The following is a 24,753-nucleotide window of genomic DNA, read 5'->3' on the forward strand; positions in this document are numbered from 1 at the left end:
AATTCTCATTCCAAGGACGGAGCCCAGCAAACCGCCGGCCCCTACCATGGGCACAGGGTTCACGCAATGATCGCCCCGATGCGGATCATCGCGAAGCCGCATCCATCGCCAACATGGCATCGATACGCGCGATATTGGCCTGCAGTTCCGCCTTGATCTTGCTGCCTTCGGGCGCCGATTGCGCCAGCGGCAACCATTGCTTGCGCGCCGCGTCCAACTGCCCGGCCTGGGCGAGGGCAAGGCCATAGAAATAGCGCGGCGCCGGCCCTTCCGGGTCCAGCCGCAACGCCTGCCGATAGGCATAGTCGGCCGCCGGCGCGACCACGCCATCGGCATGCGCAACCAGCGCATTCCCCATGCCGAGCCACAAATTGGCGTCTTCCGGCGTCTGCTTGAGGCCGGAGAGCAGGATATTGGCCGCCTCCTTGGTCAGGCCGCGCCGCCCGTAGGAATCCGACATAATCAGCCATTGGCCGGCCGGGCCATAGCGCTCCGCCAGGCTGCGGCGTCGCTCCGCCAGCTTCTCGTCGAACTGCGCTTCCTTCTCGGCCGCGACCTGTCGCGGCGCGCCGGCAAGGCCGGGATGCCCCTGCCAGGCATAGCCCGCGAGGCCGACCAGCAAAGCCGCTGCAACAATCTCCCGCGTCACGCGCGGGATACGCCCGATGAAGCAGAGCGCCGCCATGGCCAGGATGGCGATGCCGAAAGCGATGATCCAGCCCGTCATGTCCGTGACCTCCGCTTGATCCGTCCGCGCATCAACAGCAACCCCAATGCAAGCAACACGATCGGCGCCGCCCATAGCGGCCAGAGGATCGGCGCGGCCGTGGGCTCATAGCTCACCCAGTCGCCATAGCGCTCGATCAGCCAGCGCCTGATATGCTCCGGCTCTTCCCCCGCCCTGATCCGCTCGCGTATCTCCGAGCGCATGTCGCCCGCCATGCTGGCGTTCGAATCGGCGATCGACTGGCTCTGGCAGGTAAGGCAGCGGATGGTTTCCATCAGCGCCTTCGCCTTGCGCTCCAGCGCCGGGTCATCAAGCTGCCGATCGGCATAGGGCGCCGGCGGCAGGGCGGTCTGCGCCTGAACTGGCGCCGCCAGCAAAAGCAGGAGAATAGAAATCAACGCCTTCATTGCGCGTCCTTCAGCCGTTGCAGCAGCATCGGCACGTCATCGGCGCGGATGTCACCAATATGCTGATAGGCAATCCTGCCCCTGCCATCGATCACGAAGGTTTCCGGCACGCCGGACGAGCCCAGTGCGATCTGCACGCCACTGCGCGCATCCAGGCCGATCCGGCTATAGGGATTGCCGTTGCGCGCCAGGAAGGCGTCGACATCGGGCCGGGCATCACGGATCGCGATCGCATCGATCTCCACCCCGGCCTGCTTGAGCGCCATCAGTTGCGGCGCCTCCGCCGCGCAGGGAATGCACCAGCTGGCAAAGATGTTGAGCAGACGCGGCTTGCCATCCGCCAACTGCGTGCTGGCGAGCGCGGGACGATCGCTGGCAGCAGCCGGCAGGGTGAAGGCCGGCAAAGCCTGGCCAATCAGCTTGGAGGTGATGACGCGGTCATCCGGCTTGAACAGGCCGCTTGCGAACAGCGCGAAGAAGCCGAGGAACAGGACAAGCGGTAGCCAGATCAGCAGCTTCCTCATGCCATTGCCCTCCGTGCGCGCCATTTCATTAGCCAGCCGCGCCGCTCTCGCCCGACCAGCGCCAGCAGGCCGCCCAGCGCGATCATGATGCCGCCCAGCCAGATCAACGTCACGAACGGCTTCCACCAGATCCGCATCTGCCAGCGGCCGGCATCGGCTTCCTGCCCCAGCACGACATAGAGCTGGCCATTCCACCGGGTCAGCAGGGCCGCCTCGGTCGTGGTCGTCGGCGGCGAGGCGAAGAAGCGTGACTGCGGATGGATCACCACCGCCCGGCCGCTCCGCTCCGCAATGACGTCCGCCTGCAGCGCCGTCCAATTGTCGCCAGCAAGCGGCAGGATGCGCTGGAAGCGCAGCGTCCAGCCGGCCGTCTCGATGCTGTCGCCCGGTCGGACGGCCACCAGCTTCTCGACCGTGAACGCCGAATCGCAGGCCATGCCGGCCAGGCTGACGGCACAGCCCAGATGGGCGATCACCATGCCATAGGTGAAGAGCGGCGTGCGGCGCAGGTTGCGCTTCCACAGCGGCGCGAGCGATCCCACGCCGACGGCCAGTGCCACTACCAGCCCGCAATAGGGCAACAGCCCGATCCGCCCCCAGGCGAGCGCGCCGACCAGCACCACGGCCGCCAGTGCGACCGCAGCCGGAACAAGCATGCGCCCGGCCACGGCGCGCGCCTGATCCCGGCGCCAGCGGGTGAGCGGCCCTGCCGCCATGACGATCAGCAGGATGAGCGCGATCGGCCCGGCAATGCGATCGAAATAGGGCGCGCCGACCGACACCTTGTGCCCGAATGCTTCGGTCATCAGCGGGTAAAGCGTGCCGATCAGCACCAGCCCGAGGATCACCGAAAGCAACAGGTTGTTGACCACCAGGAAGGTTTCGCGGCTTACCAGTTCGAACGGCGCGCCCTCGCGCACCGTGCCAATCCGCCAGCCGAACAGGGCTAAAGCGCCGCCGATATAGAGTGCCAGCAAGGCCAGGATGAAGCTGCCCCGCTCCGGATCGACGGCGAAGGCATGGACGCTGGTCAATATGCCCGACCGGACCAGGAAGGTGCCGACCATCGACATGGAGAAGGCGACGACGGCCAGCATCACCGTCCAGGCACGCAGCGCGTCGCGGGTCGCCAGCACGGTCACGCTGTGCAGCAGTGCGGTCGCCGCCAGCCAGGGCATCAGCGACGCATTTTCGACCGGATCCCAGAACCACCAGCCGCCCCAGCCCAGCTCATAATAGGCCCAATAGCTGCCCGCCGTGATGCCGAGTGTCAGCATGACCCAGGCGGCCAGCACCCAGGGGCGCATGGCGCGAGCAAAGGCCGCATCCACCTGCCGCGTCAGCAAGGCCCCGACCGCGAAGGAGAAGGCGACCGACAGACCGACATAGCCAAGATAGAGCGTCGGCGGATGGAAGGCGAGGCCGGGATCCTGCAGCAGCGGGTTGAGCCCCTGCCCGTCCGCCGGTGCCGGGGAAATGCGGGCGAAGGGATTGGAGGAGAAGAGCAGGAAAGCGTAGAAGCCCAGGCTGATTGCCGCCTGCGCCCCCAGCGTCGCCATATGCGCATCGCGCTTCAACGCCCGCTCGAACAGCGCCACGGCCGCGCCGGCGACGCCCATCACCGTCACCCAGAGCAGCATCGACCCTTCATGATTGCCCCAGGTTCCAGCGAACTTGTAGAGCCAGGGCTTGGCCGAATGGCTGTTGGTCGCCACCAGCAGCACCGACATGTCGGACCGCAGGAACAGGCTGATCAACGCGACAAAGGCGGCGGCCGTCAGCACACCCTGCAAAACAGCGACAGGACGGACGGCGCCCAGCACCTCGCCCTTGCCGCCCGCCAGCCCCATGCCGACCAGAAACAGCTGGAGCAGCGCGAGGACGGCGGCAAACCACAGGGCGGCGAGACCGGCTTCGGCGATCATGGCGCGGCCTTCATCTCATACGTGGTTTCATTATAGGTCATGCCGTCCAGTTCGCGCGGCATGTAACGCTCGTCATGCTTGGCCAGCAAATTGGTGGCGACGAACCGCCCCTGCCGATCAAAAGCGCCCTCCGCGACCACGCCGCTGCCTTCCTTGAACAGGTCGGGCGCGATACCGCTGAAGGTCGCCGGCACGGTCGCCTTGCCGTCGGTCACGTCGAAATTGATCGTCACGCCATCGGCCGCGCGCTTGAGGCTGCCCTTCACCACCATGCCGCCCAGACGGATCGCCTTGCCGGGATCCACGCCCTTGGTCTTCACGTCGTTGGGCGCGTAGAAATAGGCCGCTTCATCCTTCAGCGCTGATACGGCGAGCAGCCCGGCGCCGATGATCGCCACCAGCGCTGCGAGCGCCAGGATCAGCCGTTGATGCTTGGCCTTCATGTCCGATCAGACAGTCGTTCGGCCTGACGTTCCGCAGCCCGCATCGCGCGCCAGCTGGCGATGGTGACGATCGCCGTGCCTACGGCCGTCACGGCATAGGCGGCGATCACGAAAGCCCATTGGTTCATCTCTACCCTCTCGTCAGGCGCTGCATTCGCGCCTCGACCTTATTTTGCGCCAATATTGCCCGCATCCGCATCAGCACGATCGCCGCGAACAACAAGGTGAAACCGAACAGCGTCAGGCCAAGCGGCCAGAGCATCGATCCGTCAATGCTCGATCCGCGCATCGTGATGCTCGGCCCCTGGTGCAGGCTGTTCCACCAGACCACCGAACGGTTGATGATCGGGATGTTGATCGCGCCGACCAGGCCGAAGATCGCGGTCACCGGGCTGACGCCGCCCTGCCCCTGCCGCGCCGATGCGTTGGCCAGGGCAATATAGCCGAGATAGAGAAAGAGCAGCACCAGCATCGACGTCATGCGCCCGTCCCATTCCCACCAGGTGCCCCAGGTCGGCCGCCCCCAGATCGAACCGGTCATCAGGCAGATGGCGGTGAACAGCGCGCCCGGTGCCGCGATCGCGCGGCCGGCTACGGCAGCCAGCGGATGGCGCCAGACCAGTTGCATCAGGCCGGACACGGCGATGCCGGTCCAGCCCGCCATGCCGAGCCACGCGGCCGGCACATGTATATAGAGTATGCGCACCGTATCGCCCTGCAGATAATCCGCCGGCGTCAGGAACAGACCCGAAGCGCAGCCGCCCAGCAGCAGCACGAGGCCGGGCCAGAACAGCCAGCCCGTCATCGGACGGGCGATCTTCAGGAAGCGGGCGGGATTGGCAAAACGGTGCATGAGTACAGGTTTCTTAGCGACACCCGAACGCCAACGCCAGTGGCCGTTTAGCCCATGGAAAAGCCAGCAAAACGCAGCGTTGCCACGATTGGCCACGCTTTTTTGTTACAGGCAGGCGACAAATCGACCGGGAAGGACTATATGCGCGCGAAAGGTCGCCCCAGAGGGGTGGTCAGGAACGGCAATGGACCCGCTCACACCCATGATTACGACGAATCCTTTCGACGACGACAAGTTGCGCGAAGAATGCGGCATTTTTGGCGTATCTGGCGCAGAAACCGCGTCCGCGATGGTAGCGCTCGGCCTTCACGCCCTGCAGCATCGCGGCCAGGAAGCGGCAGGCATCACCAGCTGGGACGGGCATGATTTCCATACCCATCGCGCCATGGGCCATGTCGCCGGCAATTTCGACCGCGACGAGGTGATTCGGGGCCTTCCCGGCGACACGGCCTGTGGCCATGTCCGTTACTCGACCACCGGCGAAACCTCGCTGCGAAACGTCCAGCCGCTCTATGCCGAACTCAATTCCGGCGGTTTCGCGGTTGCCCATAACGGCAATATCTCCAACGCGATGAAGGTCCGCCGCGAACTCATCCGCCGCGGCTCCATTTTCCAGTCGACCTCGGACACCGAAGTCATCATCCATCTGGTCGCGACGTCCAATTATCGCACCCTGCTCGACAAGTTCATCGATGCGCTCAAGCAGATCGAAGGCGCCTATTCGCTGATCGTGATGACCCCCGAGGGCATGATCGCCTGCCGCGATCCGCTCGGCATCCGCCCGCTGGTAATGGGCAAGCTGGGCGATTCGACCATCTTCGCTTCGGAAACCGTCGCGCTGGACGTCGTCGGCGCAGACTATGTCCGCTCGATCGATCCGGGCGAACTGGTGATCGTCACCAAGGATGGCGAAATGCGCTCGATCCGCCCGTTCGGCGAAGTGCATCCGCGTCCCTGCATCTTCGAGCATGTCTATTTCAGCCGCCCTGATTCGATCATCGACAATTCCAGCGTCTATTCGGTCCGCAAGGCGATCGGCGCGCAGCTGGCGATCGAAAATCCGGTCGAGGCCGACTATGTCATCCCGGTGCCCGACAGCGGTGTGCCGGCCGCCATCGGCTATGCGCAGGAATCGGGCATCCCGTTCGAACTGGGCATCATCCGGTCGCACTATATCGGCCGCACCTTCATCCAGCCGGGCGACAAGGTCCGCCACCTGGGCGTCAAGCTGAAGCATAATGCCAACCGTGCCCTCATCCAGGGCAAGCGCATCGTGCTGATCGACGACTCGATCGTGCGCGGCACCACCTCGCTGAAGATCGTGCAGATGATGCGCGAAGCGGGCGCCGCCGAAGTGCATATGCGCATCGCATCGCCGCCGACCAAGCATAGCTGCTTCTATGGCGTCGATACGCCCGAGCGCACCAAGCTGCTGGCGCACAAGCTGGACATTGGCGGCATGCAGGACTTCATCCACGCCGACAGCCTGGCCTTCATCTCGATTGACGGCCTGTACAAGGCGCTGGGCGAGGCGAAGCGCGCCGACATCCGTCCGCAATATTGCGACGCCTGTTTCACTGGCGACTATCCGACCAAGCTCACCGACCAGGATGAAGCCGTGGTCGAAAACCAGTTCGAGCTGCTGGCAGAACGGGTCTCCTGACCCACGGGCAAGGCCCGACCGGGCGGGGTCGCACGACCCCGCCCTTTCCTTTTCCCACGACGACACCCGGCATCGGTCGGGGCGAACGGAGAGCCGATGTCTGATACCTTGCCGCTGTTCGGAAAACTTGCGCTCGTCACCGGCGCCAGCCGAGGCATCGGCGCCGCGACGGCAGAGGCACTGGCCGCAGCCGGCGCCCATGTGATCCTGACCGCGCGCACCAGCGGCGGACTGGAAGAGGTGGAAGATCGCATTCATCAGGCCGGCGGCAGCGCCACCATCGCACCGCTCGACCTGATCGACGGCGAAAGCATCGGCCGCCTGGCCCAGGCTATTTCGGGTCGCTGGAAGGCACTCGACATCCTCGTCCTCAACGCCGCGACGCTCGGGTCGCTGGCATCGGTTCCGGCGATCGATGCCAAGGAATTTGCCCGGCTGCTGATGCTCAACATCGCTGCGCCCCAGGCGCTGATCGCCGCCTTCGATGCGATGCTGCGGGCGAGCGTCGATGCGCGGGTGATCGCGCTGACATCCTCGGTCGGTGCCACGCCGCGTGCCTATTGGGGTGCCTATGGCGCGTCCAAGGCCGCGCTCGAAACGCTGGTCGGCGCCTATGGCGAGGAGATGAAGAACATCTCCGCCATCCGCACCCATATCGTCGATCCCGGCGCCACCCGCACCGCGATGCGCGCGCGCGCCTTCCCCGGCGAGGATCCCGCAACTCTAAAGGGGCCGGAGACGGTCGCCAAGGCGATCCATGATCTGGTGCTGAGCGATGCCCCGAACGGCCACCGCCTGCGCGTCGAGGGTTAAGCGGCCGGCTTCACCAGCGTGACCTGGGCGACATCGATGGTGCCGCCCCGGAAACCGCCTTCGCAATACATCAGATAATAGCGCCACAAGCCGACGAAATGCTGGTCGAAACTGGCCGGTAATCGTCCTTCGTCGATCGCCCGATCGAACCGCTCGCGCCAGCGGCGCAGCGTTTCGGCATAATGGTCGCCAAAGTGGCGCACGTCGCGCCATTCCAGCCCACGTTCCCGCGCCAAGGCCCGAAAACGACTTTCGGATATCAGCATTCCGCCGGGGAAGATGTAGGTCTGGATGAAATCGGCGCCGCGCGCATAATGATCGAAGATCGCATCATCGATCAAAATATATTGGATCGCGGCGCGCCCACCGGGCTTCAGCAGGCGTGCGACCGCATCCAGATAGTCGGGCCAATAATGCTGGCCGACCGCCTCCACCATTTCCACACTGGCGATGGCCTCATATTGCCCCTGTGCGTCGCGATAGTCGGTCAGGTCGATTTGCGCGCCGGACCCCAGCCGATCGCGCGCATAATCAGCCTGCTCGACCGACAGGGTCAGCCCGTCATATCGGACGGCGCAGCGCTCCATCGCCTGTTCGGCGAGGCCGCCCCAGCCGCATCCGATTTCCAGCAGTGCCTGTCCGTCGCGCAGGTCCAGCCGTTCCAGCAGGGCATCCACCTTGCGCTGCTGCGCCCGTTCCAGGCTTTCGATCCGATCCTCAGGACTGAGGAACAAGGCACTGGAATAATGCATGTTCCTGTCCAGCCACAGGCCGTAGAAATCATTGCCCAGATCATAATGGAAGGCGATGTTCCGGCGCGAGCCGTTACGGTTGTTCCGCCGCGCCCAGTGCAGCAATCGTCCTGCCCAACGGGCCGGTCCATGGGGCCGAGCAACGCGCCCCAGCGATACGGCGTTAGCCATGAACAGCGCGAACAGCGGAACCGGATCGGCACTGCGCCACTCACCCGCCGTCCAGGCGCGATACCAGCCCGCCGAGCCACCCATCGCCAGCCGCACCAAGGCGCGCCAGTCGACCAGGTCCACAACACAGTCGAACCCCGGCGCCCGTCCGCCCAATAGCCGGCGCGTGCCGTCCGGCAAAGTCGCATCCAGCGAACCCTGCTCCAGTCCCTGGTCGATGCGATCGAGCATGCGATGAAAAAGCGGCGCGAACAGGCGCGCCCGCCATCCCGGCGTCCGCTCTGCCGGCGGTCGCCGGATCGACAATGCGGCCTTGCCGCGACGGGGGTCGACTGCATTCATCGGGCCTCTTTCTGCCCCATGCCGCGCGTCGCCGCAATCACCCCTTCATCTGGCGATAGGCCGCCAGCGCACGCTCACGCCCCTCGCGATGGCCGATCCGCTTTTCGGGATAGGATGATGGCCTAACCCCATGAAAATCCGGATCATGGATGACGCGATCGTCCAGATCCGCCAGTTCCGGCACCCATTGGCGGATATAATCGGCGGCATCGAATTTGTCCGACTGGGTCAGCGGCGCCATGATCCGGGTGAAGAGATTGGCGTCGACGCCGCTGCCCGCCACCCACTGCCAGTTGACGCTGTTATTGGCATAATCCGCATCGACCAGCGTGTCCCAGAACCAGCGCGCGCCATGGCGCCAGTCGATCAGCAGATGCTTGATGAGGAAACTGGCCGCGATCATCCGCACCCGATTGTGCATCCAGCCCGTCTGCCAGAGCTGGCGCATGCCGGCATCGACGATCGGATAGCCGGTCCGGCCCCGTTTCCACGCGGTCCAGTCGCCTCGCGCCTCGCGCAGATCGCGCCAGTGCATGGCATTAAAGCCCGGCTGGGCATTTTCCGATCCATAGGTTGGCAGAGCCCAGACCTGATTATGCGCATAGTCGCGCCAGATCAGTTCCTTGAGATAGACGGTCGCGTCCCCCGGCGCCTGCGCCACCCGATGCCAGACCTTGGCCGGCGAAATCTCCCCGAAGTGAAGATGCGGGGACAGACGGGACGTTCCCTCCTGCGACGGCAGATCGCGCGCGACCGCATAGTCGCCGACCTCTCCCAGAAAACTGTCGAGATAGCGCTTTGCCCCCTCTTCGCCCGGCGACCAGTCGGCAGGGAAGCCGCGCGCCCAGTCCGGGTCGCGCGGCAGCAGCAGCCAGTCCTCCAGCCTGTCGCTGACCGGCCAGTGCGATGGGGCATCGATCCGCTGCGGCGCGGGCTGTGGTGGCGCGGGTGGCATATGCAGCATCACCGCGCGGGAAAAGGGCGTGTAGATGCGATAGGGCGTCCCGCCACCCGTCCGCACCGCCTCCACTGGCAATAGCAGTCCGCCGTCATGAAGCCGCAGGTCGATCTGCCTTGCCACCGCCTTTTCGGCATTGCGCCACCAGGGTTCATGATGGCGGATCGCATGCACGACCTGCGCGCCGCTTTCCTGAGCCACCTGCGCCAGCACATCGGCGCAGCGTCCGCGCCGCAGGATCAATCGCGATCCCTTGCCCCTCAGTCGCTCGTCCAGGCTGGCGAGGCTGTGATGCAGCCACCAGCGGGATGCGCCACCCATCGCCCATTGGCGCGGGCTTTCATCGTCAAGGATATAGAGCGGAATGACCGGGCCGGCCTGCGCGGCGGCGGCGAGCGCCGCCTGATCCGATAGGCGCAGATCCTGGCGGAACCAGATTATGGTGGGGGATGGCATGACCGCCCAATGCCTGCCTAGCCCCCCGGTTCCAAATGAATTTTCCGCGCCCTTCCGGGAGATGAACTGCAAATCCGATGAATGTCGATTCGGCCAATGGACGCGCGCATCGCCGCCGCCTATTCTGGAACCCAATACACTAGCCATGGGTCGTCAACCGGCCATGGCTGCAGCGATGCAGGGGAAGACATGGCGTCGATGCCAGATAATGCAGAACTGAATTACCGGCCGTGCGTCGGGATCATGCTGGTCAACATGGCGGGCAAGGTCTTCGTTGGCCAGCGCCTCGATAATGTGGTGGAAGCCTGGCAGATGCCACAGGGCGGGATCGACGAAGGCGAAGACGCCAAGACGGCAGCGCTGCGCGAACTGGGCGAAGAGACCGGGATCACGCCCGAACATGTCGAAATCATCGCCAAGAGCCGCGACGAGCATTTCTATGATCTGCCGCCTGAACTGATCGGCAAGCTGTGGGGCGGCAAATATCGCGGCCAGCGCCAGATCTGGTTCCTCGCCCGCTTCCTGGGCAAGGACAGCCATATCGATATCCAGACCAAGCATCCCGAATTCCGGGAATGGAAATGGGCTGCGCCCGAAACGCTGCCGGAACTGATCGTGCCGTTCAAGCGCAAGCTTTACCGGGACATATTGCAGGAATTCCACGACTTGATCTGATGGGGGCTTAAAATCCCCGTTCGGTTCGCTATGACAGCGGCATGCGTCACTGTCTGGCTATCCTGCCCTTTCTCTTTGCCACCCAGGCCTGGGCCAACGCGCCTGCGCTGCTGCCGCCGTCCGTCCGCGAGATGCTGGAGGCGGCGATTGCCAATGGCAATGAGACGGAAATTGCGACCGTCGCCAAGATCGCCAAGCAGACCAATCCGCAATCGGCTGACCAGATCCAGCAGATGGTCAACAGCTGGAAGGAACGGACCAAGGCGACCCATGACACGGTGATTCGCGAGGCGCGCTTCACCGAATTATGGACCGGCAAGCTGGAAGCCGGCGGCTTCCGCTCGACCGGTTCGACCAGCGAAATCGGCATCAGCGCCGCGGCGCAGGTCAAGCGCGAAGGGCTGGAATGGAGCCATAAGCTCAGCGCCACGGTCGATTATCGCCGTGCCAATGGCGTCACCTCGCGCGAACGCTACACCGCCAGCTATGAACCGCGCTATCAGTTCGACCCGCGCGGTTTCGCCTATGGCCTGACCCAGTTCGAACGCGATCCCTCGATCGGCTATGACGAGCGCTACACCGCCTCGGCCGGTATCGGTTACAAGGTGATCGTCAGCAAGCCGATCGACCTGTCGCTAGACTTGGGCCCGTCCGTCCGTCATGCCAAATATGTGATCGGGCCGCGCGAAACCAAGCTGGGCGCGCGTGCATCTATGGACCTGGCCTGGCGTCTGGCGCCCAATGTCACCTTCAAGCAGACCGCTGCAGGTTACGCGGAAACTGACGTATTTTCCGTCAATTCCCTGACACAATTGCAAACCAAGGTGAGCACGCGCCTGTCCGCCGGTCTGTCCTACACGGTGCAGTATGAGTCGGAGACCCTGCTGTCCGCGCGCGACTTCGACACGCTCAGCCGCCTGACCCTCAGCTACGATTTCTGATCGGGGTGGAGCAGGCGCCCGCGCTCTGATAGACCTCCGGGATGAACGGCATCCACCCGCCCGTAACAGCCCCTGAAACCGCCCTGCTGGAGCAGGCCGCCGCCCCGCCGATGCTGGCACAGGTCGAGTCATGGGCCAGCATCAACAGCGGATCGCGCAACCTGACCGGGCTTGCCGCCATGGCGGCTACCCTCGCCGACGCCTTTTCGGCGCTGCCGGGCGAGGTAGACCTGATCGAACCCGATCCGGTCGAAACCGTGGCGCCCGACGGCCGCATATCGGTGATCCGCCATGGCCAGCATCTTCGCCTGACCGTCCGCCCCGATGCGCCGGTCCAGTTGCTGCTGACAGGGCATATGGACACGGTATTTCCCGTCGACCACCCGTTTCAGACGCTTCGCTGGCTGGAACCCGGCATTCTCAACGGCCCCGGCGTCGCCGACATGAAGGGCGGCATCGCCGTCATGCTCGCCGCCCTGACGGCAATCGAGCATAGCGAGGCGCCCCGGACGCTTGGCTATCAGGTGGTGATCAACAGCGACGAGGAAGTCGGCAGCCCCTCTTCCGCTGCCTTGCTCCGCCAGGCCGCAGCCGGCAAGCGCGCCGCCTTCACCTATGAACCGGCCCTGCCCGATGGCACGTTGGCCGGCGCGCGGGCGGGCAGCGGCAATTTCTCGATCATCGTCACCGGCCTCAGCGCCCATGCCGGCCGCAATCCCGACGATGGCCGCAACGCCCTGCTCGCGGCCGCCGATCTCGCGCTGCGCCTGAAGGCCGGCAGCGGCAGCGGCTTTTCCTGCAATCCCGCCAAGATCGACGGCGGCAGTCCCAATAATGTCGTGCCCGACCATGCCGTGCTGCGAGTCAATTTCCGCCCGCGCACGCCGGACGATGAAATCGCGGCCCGCGCCCTGCTGGATCGGGCCATGGCCGATGTCGCCCGCGACCATGGCGTCAGCCTGCATCTCCATGGCGGCTTTGGTCGCCCGCCCAAGCCCATGGATGCCAAGGCCGAGCGCCTATTCGGCCTGGTCAGGCGCTGCGGCGCGGACCTCGGCCTCGATATCAGCTGGCGCGACACCGGCGGGGTGTGCGACGGCAACAATATCGCGGCCTGCGGCGTCCCGGTGGTCGACACGATGGGCGTGCGCGGCGGCAGCATCCACAGCGATGCCGAATTTCTGATCAGCGACAGCCTGGCCGAGCGTGCGCGACTGTCCGCGCTGGCGCTGCTGCGGATCGCCCAAGGACAATATTGAGAGAGAGGACCGCCTTTTGAGTTTCTACATGCGCACCGCGCGAGCGGACGACCTGCAGACCTTGTATGAAATGGCGAAGCTGACCGGCGGCGGCTTCACCAACCTGCCGCCCGATCGCGCCGCCCTGACCGCCAAGCTGGAGCGCACCGAACAGGCGCTCAGCCGGCAGGATGGCGGGATCAAGGATGATCTGATCGTCCTGGTGCTGGTCAATGCGCAGACCGGCCAGGTGCGCGGCACCTGCCAGATCTTCAGCACGGTGGGACAGAGCTGGCCCTTCTATTCCTATCGTCTGGGCGTGCTGACCCAGCACAGCCGCGAACTGGCCCGCACCTTCCGCGCACAAATGCTCTCGCTCACGACCGATCTGGAAGGATCGACCGAGGTTGGCGGCCTCTTCCTCCACCCGCGCGAACGGGCCGAGGGACTTGGCCTGCTGCTCGCGCGCAGCCGCTATCTCTATATCCGCAACCATCGCGATCGCTTCGGCGACCGGGTGATTGCCGAATTGCGCGGCGTGATCGACGAAGCGGGCGGCTCGCCCTTCTGGGACGGCCTTGCCGGCCGCTTCTTCGGCATGAATTTCCAGGAGGCCGACGAGTTCAACGCCGTCAACGGCAACCAGTTCATCGCCGACCTGATGCCCAAGACGCCGATCTACACCGCAATGCTGACCGACAGCGCCCGCGCCGTCATCGGCCTGCCCCATCCCAATGGTCGCGCGGCTATGCGGATGCTGGAGACCGAGGGCTTCACCAATGCCGGCTATGTCGACATTTTCGACGGCGGCCCGACCATGGTGGGTCAGATCGACCAACTCCGCACCGTGGCCCAGGCACGCGACGTGACGCTGGCGGCGACCCATGACAAGGGCGGCGACAAGATGCTGGTGTCGACCGGCCTGCTCGCCGATTATCGCTGCACCTATGGCTATGTGCAGGAGGGCGAGGATGGCAGCATCTCGCTCGACGCGGCCAGCGCCGCGCTGCTGCAACTGGACATCGGACAGGCATTCACCATGGCGGGGCGGGCATGAGCGTGCGCGAGATCAATTTCGACGGGCTGGTAGGGCCAAGCCATAATTATGCCGGCCTCAGCCTTGGCAATCTGGCCTCGTCCCGCAATGCCGGCGCGGTGTCGCACCCCCGCGCCGCAGCCCTGCAGGGGATAGAGAAGATGCGCGGCAATCTGCGCCTCGGCCTCGCCCAGGGTATTTTCCTGCCGCAATGGCGTCCTGAAGGCGCCTGGCTCGCGACCTTGGGCACCGACATCAGCAATGCCGATCCGCACATCCGCGCCGCCGCCATGTCGGCCTCATCCATGTGGGCGGCCAATGCCGCGACCGTCTCGCCGGCCGCCGACACCGCCGATGGACGCACCCACCTGACCGTCGCCAATCTCGTCACCATGGCGCATCGCAGCCATGAATGGCCCCAGACGCTGGCGCAACTGCGCCTCGCCTTTTCCGACACCCGCGCCTTTGCAGTGCATGGGCCCATCCCCGCGCCCTTTGGCGACGAAGGCGCGGCCAATCATATGCGCCTGTGCGACAGCCATGGCGCATCGGGCATCGAGGTCTTCGTCTATGGCCAGTCGGGTGGCCCCTTCCCCGCCCGCCAGCATGTCGAGGCCAGCAAGGCCGTCGCCCGTATTCACGGCCTCGATCCGGCCCGCACCCTGTTCGTGCAGCAGTCGCAGGAGGCGATCGCTGCCGGCGCCTTCCACAATGACGTCGTCGCCGTCGCCAATGAGCGCGTTCTCTTCACGCATGAACAGGCCTTTGCCGACAAGCAGGCCTTCTACGCCTCGCTGCGCACGCTGTTGCCATCGGTCGAGATCGTCGAAGTGCCCGCCAGCGCCGTCAACCTAGCCGACGCGATCAAGAGCTATTTGTTCAACGCGCAGCTCGTCACACTTCCTGACGGCACCATGGCGTTGATCCTGCCGAGCGAGGCGCAAGCAGTCCCGGCCGTATGGACCTGGCTGGAACAGATGATCGCCGGCAATGGCCCGATCCGCCGCCTCGTTCCCGTCGATGTGCGTCAGTCGATGGCCAATGGCGGCGGCCCCGCCTGCCTGCGCCTGCGCGTGGTCGCGGATCCAAAGGATATCGACCCGCGTTTCCTAGTCGATGAGCCGCGCCTGGATGAAATCGCCCGCATCGTTTCGGACTATTGGCCTGAAACCATTGCGCCCGACGACCTGTCCGACACGCGCCTTATTGCCCGGATCGAACAATCATGGTTAAGCCTTGTTGACCATTTGCAACTTTCGGGCGACTTAATGCCTTAGAAGATGGACGAAAGCCTCGGATGAGTCTGATGGAACGGATCAAACGCCTCTTCACGATCAAGACCAAGTTCGAGGCTTTTCTCGTGATCTACGCGCTTGCGTTGGGCGCCAGCGAGCGGGGCGTCGTCTATATGCATCAATATCCCGGCGTGGGCGGCCAGTTGCTTGCCCTCGCCTGCTCCGGCGCTGTCTTCATGGCGGGCGGAAAAATGCTCGATGCCTTGGAACTCCAGCGCAGTTACGGCTCTTGATACTGCCTGAACACCATTGCTCGCAAAGCAACACCAGTTCGCCGCACATAAGGGATATTACGTAGCCGCCGCCCGTTGGTGAGGGCCTTTGTGCCTGCACCCAGATTTGGGAGAGGGTCAATCATGCCGGACGACATAAGCGACAGGAGTGTCACCGCTGCGGAACTGGTCCGCAACTTTGCCCATTGGCGCGAGATCGGCGCGCGACACCCCCTGCTGATCACCCATCATGGCCGCGAAACCCATGTCTTCATGGGGCTAGACCGGTTCAAGGCGCTCGCCAGCCAGGACGAGTTCGATCAAAATCCCGATCGATTGCGCGAACTGGCCGTGCGCATGGCCCAGGGACTGATCCTGTGCCGCGCCGATTTTCGCATCGACCTGATCAATCCGGTCGCGCTGGCCATGGCACGGCGCTGGGACCGCCGGCTGGAAGGGCAGATGCTTTGGGATGCGCTGCCAGAACTGGTCGGCACACTGACCGAGGCGCATGCCCGGCATAGCCAGGTGTCCGGCGAAATCAGTGCTGCGGATATTCCATCCCCCTTCCGCGACGATAGCTGGCTCCACGTCGAAACCTTTCCCTTCGCCGACGGGATCGGCCTGCTGCTGCGCGACATCACGTCCGACGTGCAACGCCATCGGCTGGCCGACGTCAAATCGGCCATTCTCAAGGCGATGGGCATCCATGGCGGCGTCGGCTATGCCCGCCTCTCCAACCGGGGTTTCATCGAATATGTCGATGCCACCATCTGCACCCTGGTCGGGCTCCCCGAAGCCCGCCTGATCAACGCCTATATGACCGACCTCATCGCCCTGCCACAGCGGCCGCATTTCCGCCAGGAACTGGAAGCCGTGCTGCGCGGCGAGGGCGACCGCCGGGTCCAGGCCCATCTGCTCACCAACGGCGGCGCCTTGCTTCCCATGGAGGGTGCGCTGGTCCAGTTGCGCGGCACCTACGGAACGGAGGGCGTCGTACTGGTAATGACCCCGCCCTGCTTGAGCGAAAACGACCAAGCTGGCCCCCAATGATGTAAAATCCAGCGGTCGTAGCGGATTTGTCCGTGTAGACCGTTCAGTATCTCCCCGAAATGTCCGAAAAGCCCCGAAAACACTGCCTCTGATTTACACAATTCGCACAAAAGGTGCGCGAATTTCACATACCGCTTTTTGAATGTTGCGCCTCTATTGAGGTGACATGCGGAACCCTCCTCTCCATGCGGTGCTTCGCCTCGCCCGACTGGGCCAGGCCATGTCCCGTCATGAGCGTGGCAGCGTGCTTGTCGAAGCCGCCTTCGCCCTCCCCCTGATGATCGTCCTGTTGCTCGGCATCCTGCTCTATGGCGGCTGGTTGATGACCGCCCATAGCCTGCAGCAGGCAGCCAATGACGCGGCGCGCGCGGCCGTGGCCGGCATGACCGCGACCGAACGACGGGCGCTGGTCGACGAAAGCGTCAATGCCAGTCGCCCATCCTTTCCGCTGCCGGGGGCGCAGACGATCGGCGTCGCCGCCAATGCGAACAGCGGCTATTATACGGTCACGCTGACCTATAATCTCAGCAACGCACCGTTCTTCTCCGCTGCCATCTTCCCGATGCCCGCTGCCCAGATCCAGCGGAGCGCCGTCGTGCGGATCGCGTCATGACCCGGACACGCAACCGCATGGCCCGCCTGATTGCCGACAAGCGCGGCGGCATCAGCGTTCTGTTGGCGGGATCACTGTTCATGCTCGCCGGTGCCGCCACGGTCGCCGTCGACCTGGGTTCGGTCTATCTTGCCAAGCGCCAGTTGCAGGGCGTGGCCGATGCCGCCGCGCTGGCAGCGAGCAGCGGCGGGCGATCGGCCGCCGAAGCGCTACTGACCAAGAGCGGCGTGCCTGGCGTATCCCTTGTGGCGGTCCAGACCGGCTATTATGACCAGAATAGCGCAGTCGCGGTCGGCAATCGCTTTGTATCGGGCGACCCGCGCGCCAGCGCGATCCAGGTCCAGGTCCAGCGCCGTACCCCCCTCTTCTTCGGCCGCCTGCTGGTCGGCAGGGATGGCGTCGACGTGCGCGCCCATGCCACCGCCGCGCGCTCCGACGCGGCAGCCTTCTCGATCGGCACCGGCCTTGCCTCGCTCAGCGGCGGCCTTCCCAACATGCTGCTGTCCGCCCTGGCCGGAACGGAGCTTAATCTGTCGGTCATGGACTATCAGGGGCTGGCCAACCTGAACGTCGACCTGCTCCATTTCGCCGATGCGCTCAAGGTTCGCACCGGCCGCAATGATGCCGCCTATGGCGAGTTGTTCGGCGCCAATATTCCGCTGTCCGACGTCATCGGCGCCATTGCCGACACCGCGGACAATAGCAGCACGGCCGCCCTACTCCGCAATATCGGCGGCAAGCTGCCGGGCAAGAGCGTCCGCCTTAGCGATGTCATCGACCTGGGGCCGATGAAGGGGACCGGCAGTTCGACCGGCCAGCCCAGCCTGCTGCTCGACTCCTTCTCGATGCTGCGCATGGTGCTGAGCCCGCCATCCTCGACCGCCGTGCCGCTGGACCTGACCCTGAACGTTCCGGGCCTGACCAGCACGCGGCTGAAGCTCATCACCGGCACCGGCCAGGCCAGCACCCCCCTGATCAGCATCACCAACGACAAGAATTTCATCCTGCGCACGGCGCAGACCCGCATCTTCCTGGAGAGCCGGGTCGCCACCCTGTTGACCGGGATCGCGACGATCCGCATCCCGCTCTATGTCGAACTGGCATCGGCCGAAGCGCAATTGTCAAATATCGTCTGCGATCAAGGGGCCATCAACAATGGCGTGACGCTGGCGGTCAAGCCGTCGATCGGGACGGCGGTGATCGGTGACGTCGATGAAGCCGCGCTCACCAATTTCTCGACGCCCGCCAATCCGCGTATCGCGACTCTGGCTTCGGTCCTCGGATCGCTGACCCAGGTCCATGCCTATGCCAATGTCGCGCTGGGCGGCGTGACCCAGCAAAATGTGCTGTTCACGCCCAGCGATATTTCGGGGCAGCAGAGCAAGACCGTCAGCACCCAGGATCTGACCCAGGGCGTCGCCTCCAGCCTGGCCAACCAGACCAAGGTCACGGTGACGCTCGCCGGCCTGCAACTGCCGCTCAGCCCCCTGATCTCGCCCGTCATGAGCCTTCTGGGTGAAACGGCGCAGATTCTCGACGGCTTGCTGAACAACCTCACCGCCATCCTTGGCGTGAAGCTGGGCACCGCGACGGTCAAGGTCCACCAGATGCGCTGCGGGATGCCGACCCTGGTCGCCTGATGCGCTAAGAACCTGTCTGGAAAATGCGCGGGACCGCGCATTTTCAATGCGGCACCGGCCCGCACCCCCGACCCGGCCGCCCAGACATGGTATCCTGATGGGTGGCCGGGTGGGGGTGCGGGCCGGTGCGGATGCGCCAGAGGCGCATTTCCAAACAGACTCTAAGCGCTTGCCATCATTGCCGCCGGCTTGCAGGAACAGGCCATGGGCGCAATCATGCTGCAGGGAACCGGATCGGACGTCGGCAAATCGGTGCTGGTGGCGGGGCTATGCCGCGCCCTGCTCCGCCGGGGGTATCGCGTCCGGCCATTCAAGCCACAGAATATGTCGAACAATGCCGCCGTCACCGTGGACGGCGGCGAAATCGGCCGCGCACAGGCGCTGCAGGCGATCGCCTGCGGGGTCGAGGCGCATACGGACATGAACCCGGTACTGATGAAGCCCCAGGCCGACCGGACGTCCCAGTTGATCGTCCATGGCCAGGTGCGCGGCACATTGGGCAGCGGAAATTTCCGCAGTGCGCGCGGGCAGTTGCTGGGCGCCGTGCTGGAAAGCTATGAGCGGCTGAAGGCGCAATGCGACATTGTCGTCGTCGAAGGCGCCGGATCGCCAGCCGAGATCAACCTGCGCGCCGGCGACATTGCGAACATGGGCTTTGCCCGTGCCGCCAACGTGCCGGTGCTGCTGGTCGGCGATATCGACCGGGGCGGCGTGATCGCGGCGATCGTCGGCACCAAGGCCGTCATCGATCCGGCGGATGCCGCGATGATCCGTGGCTTCCTGATCAACAAGTTCCGCGGCGACCCCGCGCTGTTCGAGGATGGTTATCGCCAGATAGAAGCGCTGTCGGGGTGGCGCGGCTTTGGCATCGTCCCCTGGCTGGATGCTACGACCCGTCTGCCCAGCGAGGACGCGGTGGTGCTGGAGCGGACAGCACAGCCCGGAACCGCGCGCACCATCATCGCCTGCCCCATTCTGCCGCGCATTTCCAATTTCGACGATCTCGACCCGTTCAAGCTCGATCCTGGCGTGGAATTGCGCATGGTGCCGCCCGGCCAGCCAATCCCGGCCGAGGCCGCGCTGATCGTCCTGCCCGGCTCCAAGGCGACGATCGCCGACATGGCGGTCATGCGCGCGCAGGGGTGGGACATCGATATCTTGGCGCATCATCGCCGCGGCGGCTCCATCCTGGGCATTTGCGGGGGATATCAGATGCTGGGGCGCCATATCGCCGATCCTGACGGCATCGAGGGACCAGCGGGCACCGTCGCGGGCCTGGGGCTGCTCGACGTCGAGACGCGACTGTCGGCGGGCAAACGACTGGAACGGGTCGAGGGCGTGGCGCTGGGCGCCGTCTTTGACGGCTATGAGATGCATATCGGCGAAACGAGCGGCCCCGACAGCGAGCGGCCCTTCGCACGCCTTGGCGGCAATGCAGATGGCGCGATCAGCGCCGATGGCCGGGTGATGGGCACCTATGTCCATGGCCTGCTCGCCAGCAGCCCTCTACGCGCAGCCCTGCTTGCGCGGCTCGGCATCGATGGCGGCGTGGCGGATTATGACCAGTCGGTCGACAGGGCACTGGATGCGATCGCCGCGCAGCTGGAAGAGCATCTAGACATCGACGCGATCGTCGCCTTGGCGCTCGGCTGAGCGCTCAGCCCTTAAACGCCAAATGGGCCGGAAACCTTGCGGTTTCCGGCCCATTTTACTCCTGCGAAGGAATGGTGCACCCGGAACGATTCGAACGTCCGACCCTCAGATTCGTAGTCTGATGCTCTATCCAGCTGAGCTACGGGTGCGTTGTGGAGGCGCAGATATAAGGGCCCGGCTGATCTGGCAACCCCCAAAAATCATCAATGTGAAATTTATGCGAAAATCACCGACAAAAGCCCGCATTTCCGGGACTTGGCCCTCGCCGCCTATTGCTTGCGACGCGGCCAGGGATGGAGAATCGGGATGTAGATGGCGGCAACAATGCCCAGCGCCAGGAAAGTGAGGCCGATCGCCAGCGCAATCACCCAATAGCGCGGGTCTTCCTGCGACACGAACCAGCCCGCAATCAGCGACGGGATGAACAGAAGGAGGCGTGCGATCCAGACCATGGATATTCCCCGCATGTCGTAACGATGCAATGATCCTAGCATGCTGACTTCGGCAGGGAAAATAATCTGGAAGCCGCTCCAGCCTCCAATCGGTCATTCCCGATAGGGCGGCCGCAGCCGCATGCCCTTGGTCCGGCTGGTCAGATGATATTGGCGACACAGCGCACAGCGATAAGGCCGCAGGACGATATCGGCCCCGTGGACGACAGCCCAGGCCTCCTCCTCCGTGGCATAGCGTGCCTTGCGGGTGCAGATGCCCAATGTCGTGCGCATATAGGGATGCTTCGCCAAATCGCGCCCGGCGTCAATGCCGATTGACGCGGCAAAATCTCAAGCAACCACAGTGAGTTGCGTTCGATCGTTCAGCGATGAAGGAAAATGGTGCACCCGGAACGATTCGAACGTCCGACCCTCAGATTCGTAGTCTGATGCTCTATCCAGCTGAGCTACGGGTGCGTTGGAGTGGCGCTGTTAGAAGCGTCCGGCGGTGCTGGCAAGCACTTTCTTTCACTTTTTTCGACAATGCCCGAACCATGGGCGTTTTCGGCAACTTCCCGGCGGGCTGATCGTTTCGACGCTGGAAAGGATGCCGACATGAGCTTCACACCCAATGAGATTGCGCTGCTGCTGGTGGCGCTGCTGGCCGGCCTGGTGCTTGGCCTGATGATGAGCGGCCGGGGCAAATATAAGCGCCTGTGGCGCGAGGAGCAAAGCGCCCACCACCATGCCATCCGGGATCGCGATGCGCGGCTGAATGCCGCCAATGAACGGATCGCCGAACTGGAGCGCCAGTCCGTGCCGATCGGCCCTGGCACGGCCACCGCCGTGGCCGGCGGCGTGCATGGTCGCGATGACCTCAGCCGGATCAACGGCATCAGCCAGACGCAGGAGGTCGCGCTCAACGAGGCCGGCTATCATCGCTATGGCCAGATCGCGGCGCTGAATGGCGAGCAGGAAGCGACGCTGGAAGCCCGCCTGGGGCTCAAGCCCGGCACGATCGCCCATGAGGACTGGCGCGGCCAGGCGCACGATCTGGAACGGGGCGAGAAGCCGGGCCTGCTGAGCCGCCTCACCGGCCAAGCCTGACCCCCTGAAACGAAGAAGGGCGGGAGTTGCCTCCCGCCCTTTCCTCTTACTTCTTCGCCAGAGCGGCCTGCGCCGCGGCGAGACGTGCGATCGGCACACGATAGGGCGAGGCCGAGACATAATCGAGGCCGGTCTGCTCGCAGAAGGCGATCGAGGCCGGGTCGCCGCCATGCTCGCCGCAGATGCCCAGCTTGATGCCGGGACGGGTCGCCCGGCCGCGCTCGGCCGCCAGTTCGATGAGCTGGCCCACGCCCTCCACATCGATGCTGACGAACGGATCGCGGGCGAAGATGCCCTTGTCGACATATTGCGTCAGGAATCGGCCGGCGTCGTCACGGCTAATGCCGATCGTCGTCTGGGTGAGGTCGTTAGTGCCGAAGGAGAAAAATTCGCCCACTTCGGCGATCTCACCGGCCTTGAGCGCGGCGCGCGGCAGTTCGATCATCGTGCCGACCAGATAGTCGACCGACGCGCCCTGCTCGGCGAACACGTCCTTGGCGACCTGATCGACGATCGCCTTCATCAGCTCCAGCTCCTTCTTCGTCGCGACGAGCGGGATCATGACTTCGGGGATCGGCGCCTCGCCGCTCCGTTCCTTCACGATCAGCGCGGCTTCGAAGATGGCGCGGGCCTGCATCTCGTAGATTTCGGGATAGGTCACGCCCAGGCGGCAACCACGATGGCCCAGCATCGGGTTGAATTCATGCAGTTCGGCGGCGCGACGCTTGAGCGCCTCGACACCGACGCCCGCCGCCTTGGCCACTTCCTCGAACTCCGCTTCGCCATGCGGCAGGAATTCGTGGAGCGGCGGATCGAGCAGGCGGATGGTCACCGGCAGGCCGGCCATCACCATGAAGATCTGCGCGAAATCGTCCCGCTGTTCGGGCAGCAGCTTGTCGAGCGCGACGCGGCGGCCCTTTTCACTGTCGGCCAGGATCATCTCGCGCACGGCGGTGATGCGGGCCGCGTCGAAGAACATATGCTCGGTCCGGCACAGGCCCACGCCTTCGGCACCGAAGTCGCGTGCGGTCTGGCAGTCGAGCGGCGTTTCCGCATTGGCGCGCACCTTCAGGCGACGGACCTTGTCAGCCCAGGCCATCAGGATGCCGAAGTCGCCGGCCAGTTCGGGCTGCACGGTCGGCACTTCACCCGCCATGACTTCGCCGGTGGCGCCGTCGATGGTCAGGATATCGCCTTCCTTCAGCTCGCGGCTGCCGATGCGCAGGATCTTGTTGGCATTGTCGATCGACAGGCTGCCCGCGCCCGAGACGCAGGGACGGCCCATGCCGCGCGCCACCACGGCGGCGTGGCTGGTCATGCCGCCCCGCGCGGTCAGGATGCCCTTGGCCGCGTGCATGCCGTGAATATCTTCCGGGCTGGTTTCGACGCGGACCAGGATGACCGCATCGCCCAGTTCGTTGCGACGCTCCGCGGTGTCGGCATCGAACACGATCGCGCCGCTGGCCGCGCCCGGCGAGGCCGGCAGGCCCTTGGTCAGCACATCGCGCGGCGCCTTGGGATCGAGGGTCGGGTGGAGCAGCTGGTCGAGCGCGGCGGGATCGACGCGGGCGACGGCTTCCTCTTCCGAGATCAGGCCTTCGCTGGCCATCTCGACCGCGATCTTGAGCGCGGCCTTCGCCGTGCGCTTGCCCGAGCGGGTCTGGAGCATCCAGAGCTTGCCCTGCTGCACCGTGAACTCGATATCCTGCATGTCGCGATAATGGGTCTCGAGGATGTCGAACACCCGTGCCAGTTCGGCATAGGTTTCGGGCATCGCCTCTTCCATCGACAGCGGCTTGGCCCCTGCCCGCTCGCGCGCCTGCTTGGTCAGATATTGCGGGGTGCGGATGCCGGCAACGACGTCCTCGCCCTGGGCGTTGATCAGATATTCGCCATAATAGGCGTTCTCGCCGGTCGCGGGATCGCGGGTGAAGGCAACGCCGGTGGCCGAGGTGTCGCCCATATTGCCGAACACCATCGCCTGCACATTGACGGCAGTGCCCCAGTCGCCGGGGATGGAGTTCAGGCGGCGATAGACCTTGGCACGGTCCGCCTGCCAGCTGCCGAACACGGCCGAGATCGCACCCCAGAGCTGGTCGGCGACATCCTGCGGGAAAGGCTTGTTCCAGAGCTTGGCGACCAGCGCCTTATATTCCGAAACCAGCGCCTTCCAGTCGTCGGCGGTCATTTCGGTGTCGAGCGTGTAGCCCTGATCTTCCTTGGCGATTTCAAGGGCTTCCTCGAATGCGCCATGATCGAGTTCCAGCACCACGTCCGAATACATCTGGATGAAACGGCGATAGCTGTCCCAGGCGAAACGCTCGTCGCCCGATGCGGCGGCCAGGCCCAGCACGGTCTCGTCATTGAGGCCGAGATTGAGGACCGTGTCCATCATGCCCGGCATCGAGATGCGCGCGCCCGAGCGGACCGAAACCAGCAGCGGATCGGCGGCGTCGCCGAATTTCTTGCCGGTGACCGCCTCGATATGGGCGATGCCATTGGCGACTTCCGCCTTCAGGCTTTCGGGATAGACGCCGCCATCGGTATAATAGCGGGTGCACATTTCGGTGGTGATGGTGAAGCCCGGCGGCACCGGCAGGCCGATCGCGGCCATGCCGTCAAGGTTCGCGCCCTTGCCGCCCAGCAGATTCTTGTCGCCCTTGCCCCCGTCATTCACGCCACCGCCGAAACGATAAACATAGCGCGTCGAAGTGGTGCTCATCTGGGCCTCTTCCGTCATAACCATATACCGGCTCTCCCTGCACTGATTGCCGAGTTGTGCGTTGCAATAATAATGCCGCAATTAGCGGCTCAAGCCATTAGGG

Annotated in this window: 25 protein-coding genes and 2 tRNA genes; 13 read left to right on the forward strand and 14 right to left on the reverse strand. The window is 64.6% G+C overall.

The window, feature by feature from the left end; all coding sequences use genetic code 11:
* Positions 1–85 precede the first annotated feature (85 nt).
* From E5554_RS15350 to ccmC, 7 genes are read right to left on the reverse strand one after another with little or no spacing between them, the layout of a single operon-like run.
* Positions 86–727, reverse strand: coding sequence for a hypothetical protein (locus tag E5554_RS15350; protein ID WP_004207280.1), 642 nt, complete (start codon positions 725–727; stop codon positions 86–88).
* Complete coding sequence (locus E5554_RS15355) at positions 724–1,134, reverse strand: cytochrome c-type biogenesis protein (RefSeq protein WP_136187334.1); 411 nt, start codon at positions 1,132–1,134, stop codon at positions 724–726. Before E5554_RS15355 ends, E5554_RS15350 begins: the two co-directional genes overlap by 4 nt.
* Positions 1,131–1,658 carry a redoxin family protein gene (locus E5554_RS15360; RefSeq protein WP_247594282.1) on the reverse strand — a complete coding sequence of 176 codons (528 nt, stop codon included), beginning with the start codon at positions 1,656–1,658 and terminating at the stop codon, positions 1,131–1,133. The genes E5554_RS15355 and E5554_RS15360 overlap by 4 nt, the downstream gene beginning before the upstream one ends.
* Positions 1,655–3,583 carry a heme lyase CcmF/NrfE family subunit gene (locus E5554_RS15365; RefSeq protein WP_136187336.1) on the reverse strand — a complete coding sequence of 643 codons (1,929 nt, stop codon included), beginning with the start codon at positions 3,581–3,583 and terminating at the stop codon, positions 1,655–1,657. Before E5554_RS15365 ends, E5554_RS15360 begins: the two co-directional genes overlap by 4 nt.
* The gene (ccmE, locus tag E5554_RS15370) at positions 3,580–4,026 is read right to left on the reverse strand and encodes a cytochrome c maturation protein CcmE (RefSeq protein ID WP_136187337.1); all 447 of its coding nucleotides are present in this window, start codon (positions 4,024–4,026) and stop codon (positions 3,580–3,582) included. Before ccmE ends, E5554_RS15365 begins: the two co-directional genes overlap by 4 nt.
* Entirely contained in the window at positions 4,023–4,154 is a 132-nt protein-coding gene (locus tag E5554_RS15375; RefSeq protein WP_010337862.1) for a heme exporter protein CcmD, read from the reverse strand. The genes ccmE and E5554_RS15375 overlap by 4 nt, the downstream gene beginning before the upstream one ends.
* Positions 4,155–4,156: 2 nt before the next feature.
* Entirely contained in the window at positions 4,157–4,879 is a 723-nt protein-coding gene (gene ccmC / locus E5554_RS15380; RefSeq protein ID WP_136187338.1) for a heme ABC transporter permease CcmC, read from the reverse strand.
* A 184-nt stretch (positions 4,880–5,063) separates the two neighbouring features.
* Between ccmC and purF the strand changes: the two genes are divergently transcribed.
* A complete protein-coding gene (gene purF / locus E5554_RS15385; protein WP_004207288.1) occupies positions 5,064–6,542 on the forward strand; it encodes an amidophosphoribosyltransferase in 1,479 nt (492 codons plus the stop codon).
* A gap of 96 nt (positions 6,543–6,638) precedes the next feature.
* Positions 6,639–7,355: an SDR family NAD(P)-dependent oxidoreductase gene (locus tag E5554_RS15390; protein WP_136187339.1), complete on the forward strand. Its 717-nt coding sequence runs from the start codon at positions 6,639–6,641 to the stop codon at positions 7,353–7,355.
* Here E5554_RS15390 and E5554_RS15395 read toward each other — a convergent pair.
* Positions 7,352–8,620, reverse strand: a complete 1,269-nt coding sequence (locus tag E5554_RS15395) for a cyclopropane-fatty-acyl-phospholipid synthase family protein (protein ID WP_136187340.1) — start codon at positions 8,618–8,620, stop codon at positions 7,352–7,354. The genes E5554_RS15390 and E5554_RS15395 overlap by 4 nt on opposite strands.
* Before the next feature lie 37 nt (positions 8,621–8,657).
* Positions 8,658–10,034 (reverse strand): deoxyribodipyrimidine photo-lyase, encoded by a 1,377-nt coding sequence (locus tag E5554_RS15400; protein WP_136187341.1) that lies wholly within the window; start codon positions 10,032–10,034, stop codon positions 8,658–8,660.
* Between the two features lie 189 nt (positions 10,035–10,223).
* On the opposite strand from E5554_RS15400, the gene E5554_RS15405 reads away from it, so the two are divergent.
* The 10 genes from E5554_RS15405 to E5554_RS15450 all read left to right on the forward strand — a co-directional run bounded on the left by E5554_RS15405 (position 10,224) and on the right by E5554_RS15450 (position 20,390).
* The gene (locus E5554_RS15405; RefSeq protein ID WP_069337025.1) at positions 10,224–10,709 is read left to right on the forward strand and encodes an RNA pyrophosphohydrolase; all 486 of its coding nucleotides are present in this window, start codon (positions 10,224–10,226) and stop codon (positions 10,707–10,709) included.
* Between the two features lie 41 nt (positions 10,710–10,750).
* Positions 10,751–11,650, forward strand: coding sequence for a DUF481 domain-containing protein (locus E5554_RS15410; protein ID WP_010337856.1), 900 nt, complete (start codon positions 10,751–10,753; stop codon positions 11,648–11,650).
* A gap of 41 nt (positions 11,651–11,691) precedes the next feature.
* Positions 11,692–12,909 (forward strand): hydrolase, encoded by a 1,218-nt coding sequence (locus E5554_RS15415; protein WP_136187342.1) that lies wholly within the window; start codon positions 11,692–11,694, stop codon positions 12,907–12,909.
* 16 nt (positions 12,910–12,925) lie between these two features.
* On the forward strand, positions 12,926–13,945 hold the full coding sequence (locus E5554_RS15420) for an arginine N-succinyltransferase (RefSeq protein ID WP_210729757.1): 1,020 nt from the start codon (positions 12,926–12,928) through the stop codon (positions 13,943–13,945).
* Entirely contained in the window at positions 13,942–15,201 is a 1,260-nt protein-coding gene (locus E5554_RS15425) for an N-succinylarginine dihydrolase (protein WP_136187344.1), read from the forward strand. Before E5554_RS15420 ends, E5554_RS15425 begins: the two co-directional genes overlap by 4 nt.
* Before the next feature lie 29 nt (positions 15,202–15,230).
* Positions 15,231–15,452 carry a hypothetical protein gene (locus E5554_RS15430; RefSeq protein WP_029547748.1) on the forward strand — a complete coding sequence of 74 codons (222 nt, stop codon included), beginning with the start codon at positions 15,231–15,233 and terminating at the stop codon, positions 15,450–15,452.
* A 123-nt stretch (positions 15,453–15,575) separates the two neighbouring features.
* On the forward strand, positions 15,576–16,484 hold the full coding sequence (locus tag E5554_RS15435; protein WP_069336973.1) for a histidine kinase: 909 nt from the start codon (positions 15,576–15,578) through the stop codon (positions 16,482–16,484).
* Positions 16,485–16,650: 166 nt separating this feature from the next.
* The gene (locus E5554_RS15440; protein ID WP_037519947.1) at positions 16,651–17,097 is read left to right on the forward strand and encodes a TadE/TadG family type IV pilus assembly protein; all 447 of its coding nucleotides are present in this window, start codon (positions 16,651–16,653) and stop codon (positions 17,095–17,097) included.
* Positions 17,094–18,737, forward strand: a complete 1,644-nt coding sequence (locus E5554_RS15445) for a pilus assembly protein TadG-related protein (protein ID WP_136187345.1) — start codon at positions 17,094–17,096, stop codon at positions 18,735–18,737. Before E5554_RS15440 ends, E5554_RS15445 begins: the two co-directional genes overlap by 4 nt.
* A gap of 204 nt (positions 18,738–18,941) precedes the next feature.
* Positions 18,942–20,390 (forward strand): cobyric acid synthase, encoded by a 1,449-nt coding sequence (locus E5554_RS15450; protein ID WP_136187346.1) that lies wholly within the window; start codon positions 18,942–18,944, stop codon positions 20,388–20,390.
* 72 nt (positions 20,391–20,462) lie between these two features.
* Here the strand turns inward: E5554_RS15450 and E5554_RS15455 are convergent.
* From E5554_RS15455 to E5554_RS15470, 4 genes are all read right to left on the reverse strand, one after another.
* Positions 20,463–20,539, reverse strand: a tRNA-Arg gene (locus E5554_RS15455).
* Between the two features lie 120 nt (positions 20,540–20,659).
* Positions 20,660–20,842, reverse strand: a complete 183-nt coding sequence (locus E5554_RS15460; protein ID WP_136187347.1) for a DUF4175 domain-containing protein — start codon at positions 20,840–20,842, stop codon at positions 20,660–20,662.
* A gap of 93 nt (positions 20,843–20,935) precedes the next feature.
* Positions 20,936–21,115, reverse strand: a complete 180-nt coding sequence (locus tag E5554_RS15465) for a hypothetical protein (RefSeq protein WP_136188388.1) — start codon at positions 21,113–21,115, stop codon at positions 20,936–20,938.
* A 106-nt stretch (positions 21,116–21,221) separates the two neighbouring features.
* Positions 21,222–21,298 (reverse strand) — tRNA-Arg (locus E5554_RS15470).
* A gap of 138 nt (positions 21,299–21,436) precedes the next feature.
* Between E5554_RS15470 and E5554_RS15475 the strand changes: the two genes are divergently transcribed.
* The gene (locus E5554_RS15475) at positions 21,437–21,928 is read left to right on the forward strand and encodes a hypothetical protein (protein WP_136187348.1); all 492 of its coding nucleotides are present in this window, start codon (positions 21,437–21,439) and stop codon (positions 21,926–21,928) included.
* Between the two features lie 46 nt (positions 21,929–21,974).
* Here the strand turns inward: E5554_RS15475 and ppdK are convergent, their stop codons facing one another.
* Positions 21,975–24,674, reverse strand: a complete 2,700-nt coding sequence (ppdK, locus tag E5554_RS15480; protein ID WP_136187349.1) for a pyruvate, phosphate dikinase — start codon at positions 24,672–24,674, stop codon at positions 21,975–21,977.
* Positions 24,675–24,753: the final 79 nt, after the last annotated feature.

It is taken from the genome of Sphingobium sp. PAMC28499, assembly GCF_004795815.1.
GTDB classification, from domain to species: Bacteria; Pseudomonadota; Alphaproteobacteria; order Sphingomonadales; family Sphingomonadaceae; genus Sphingobium; species Sphingobium yanoikuyae.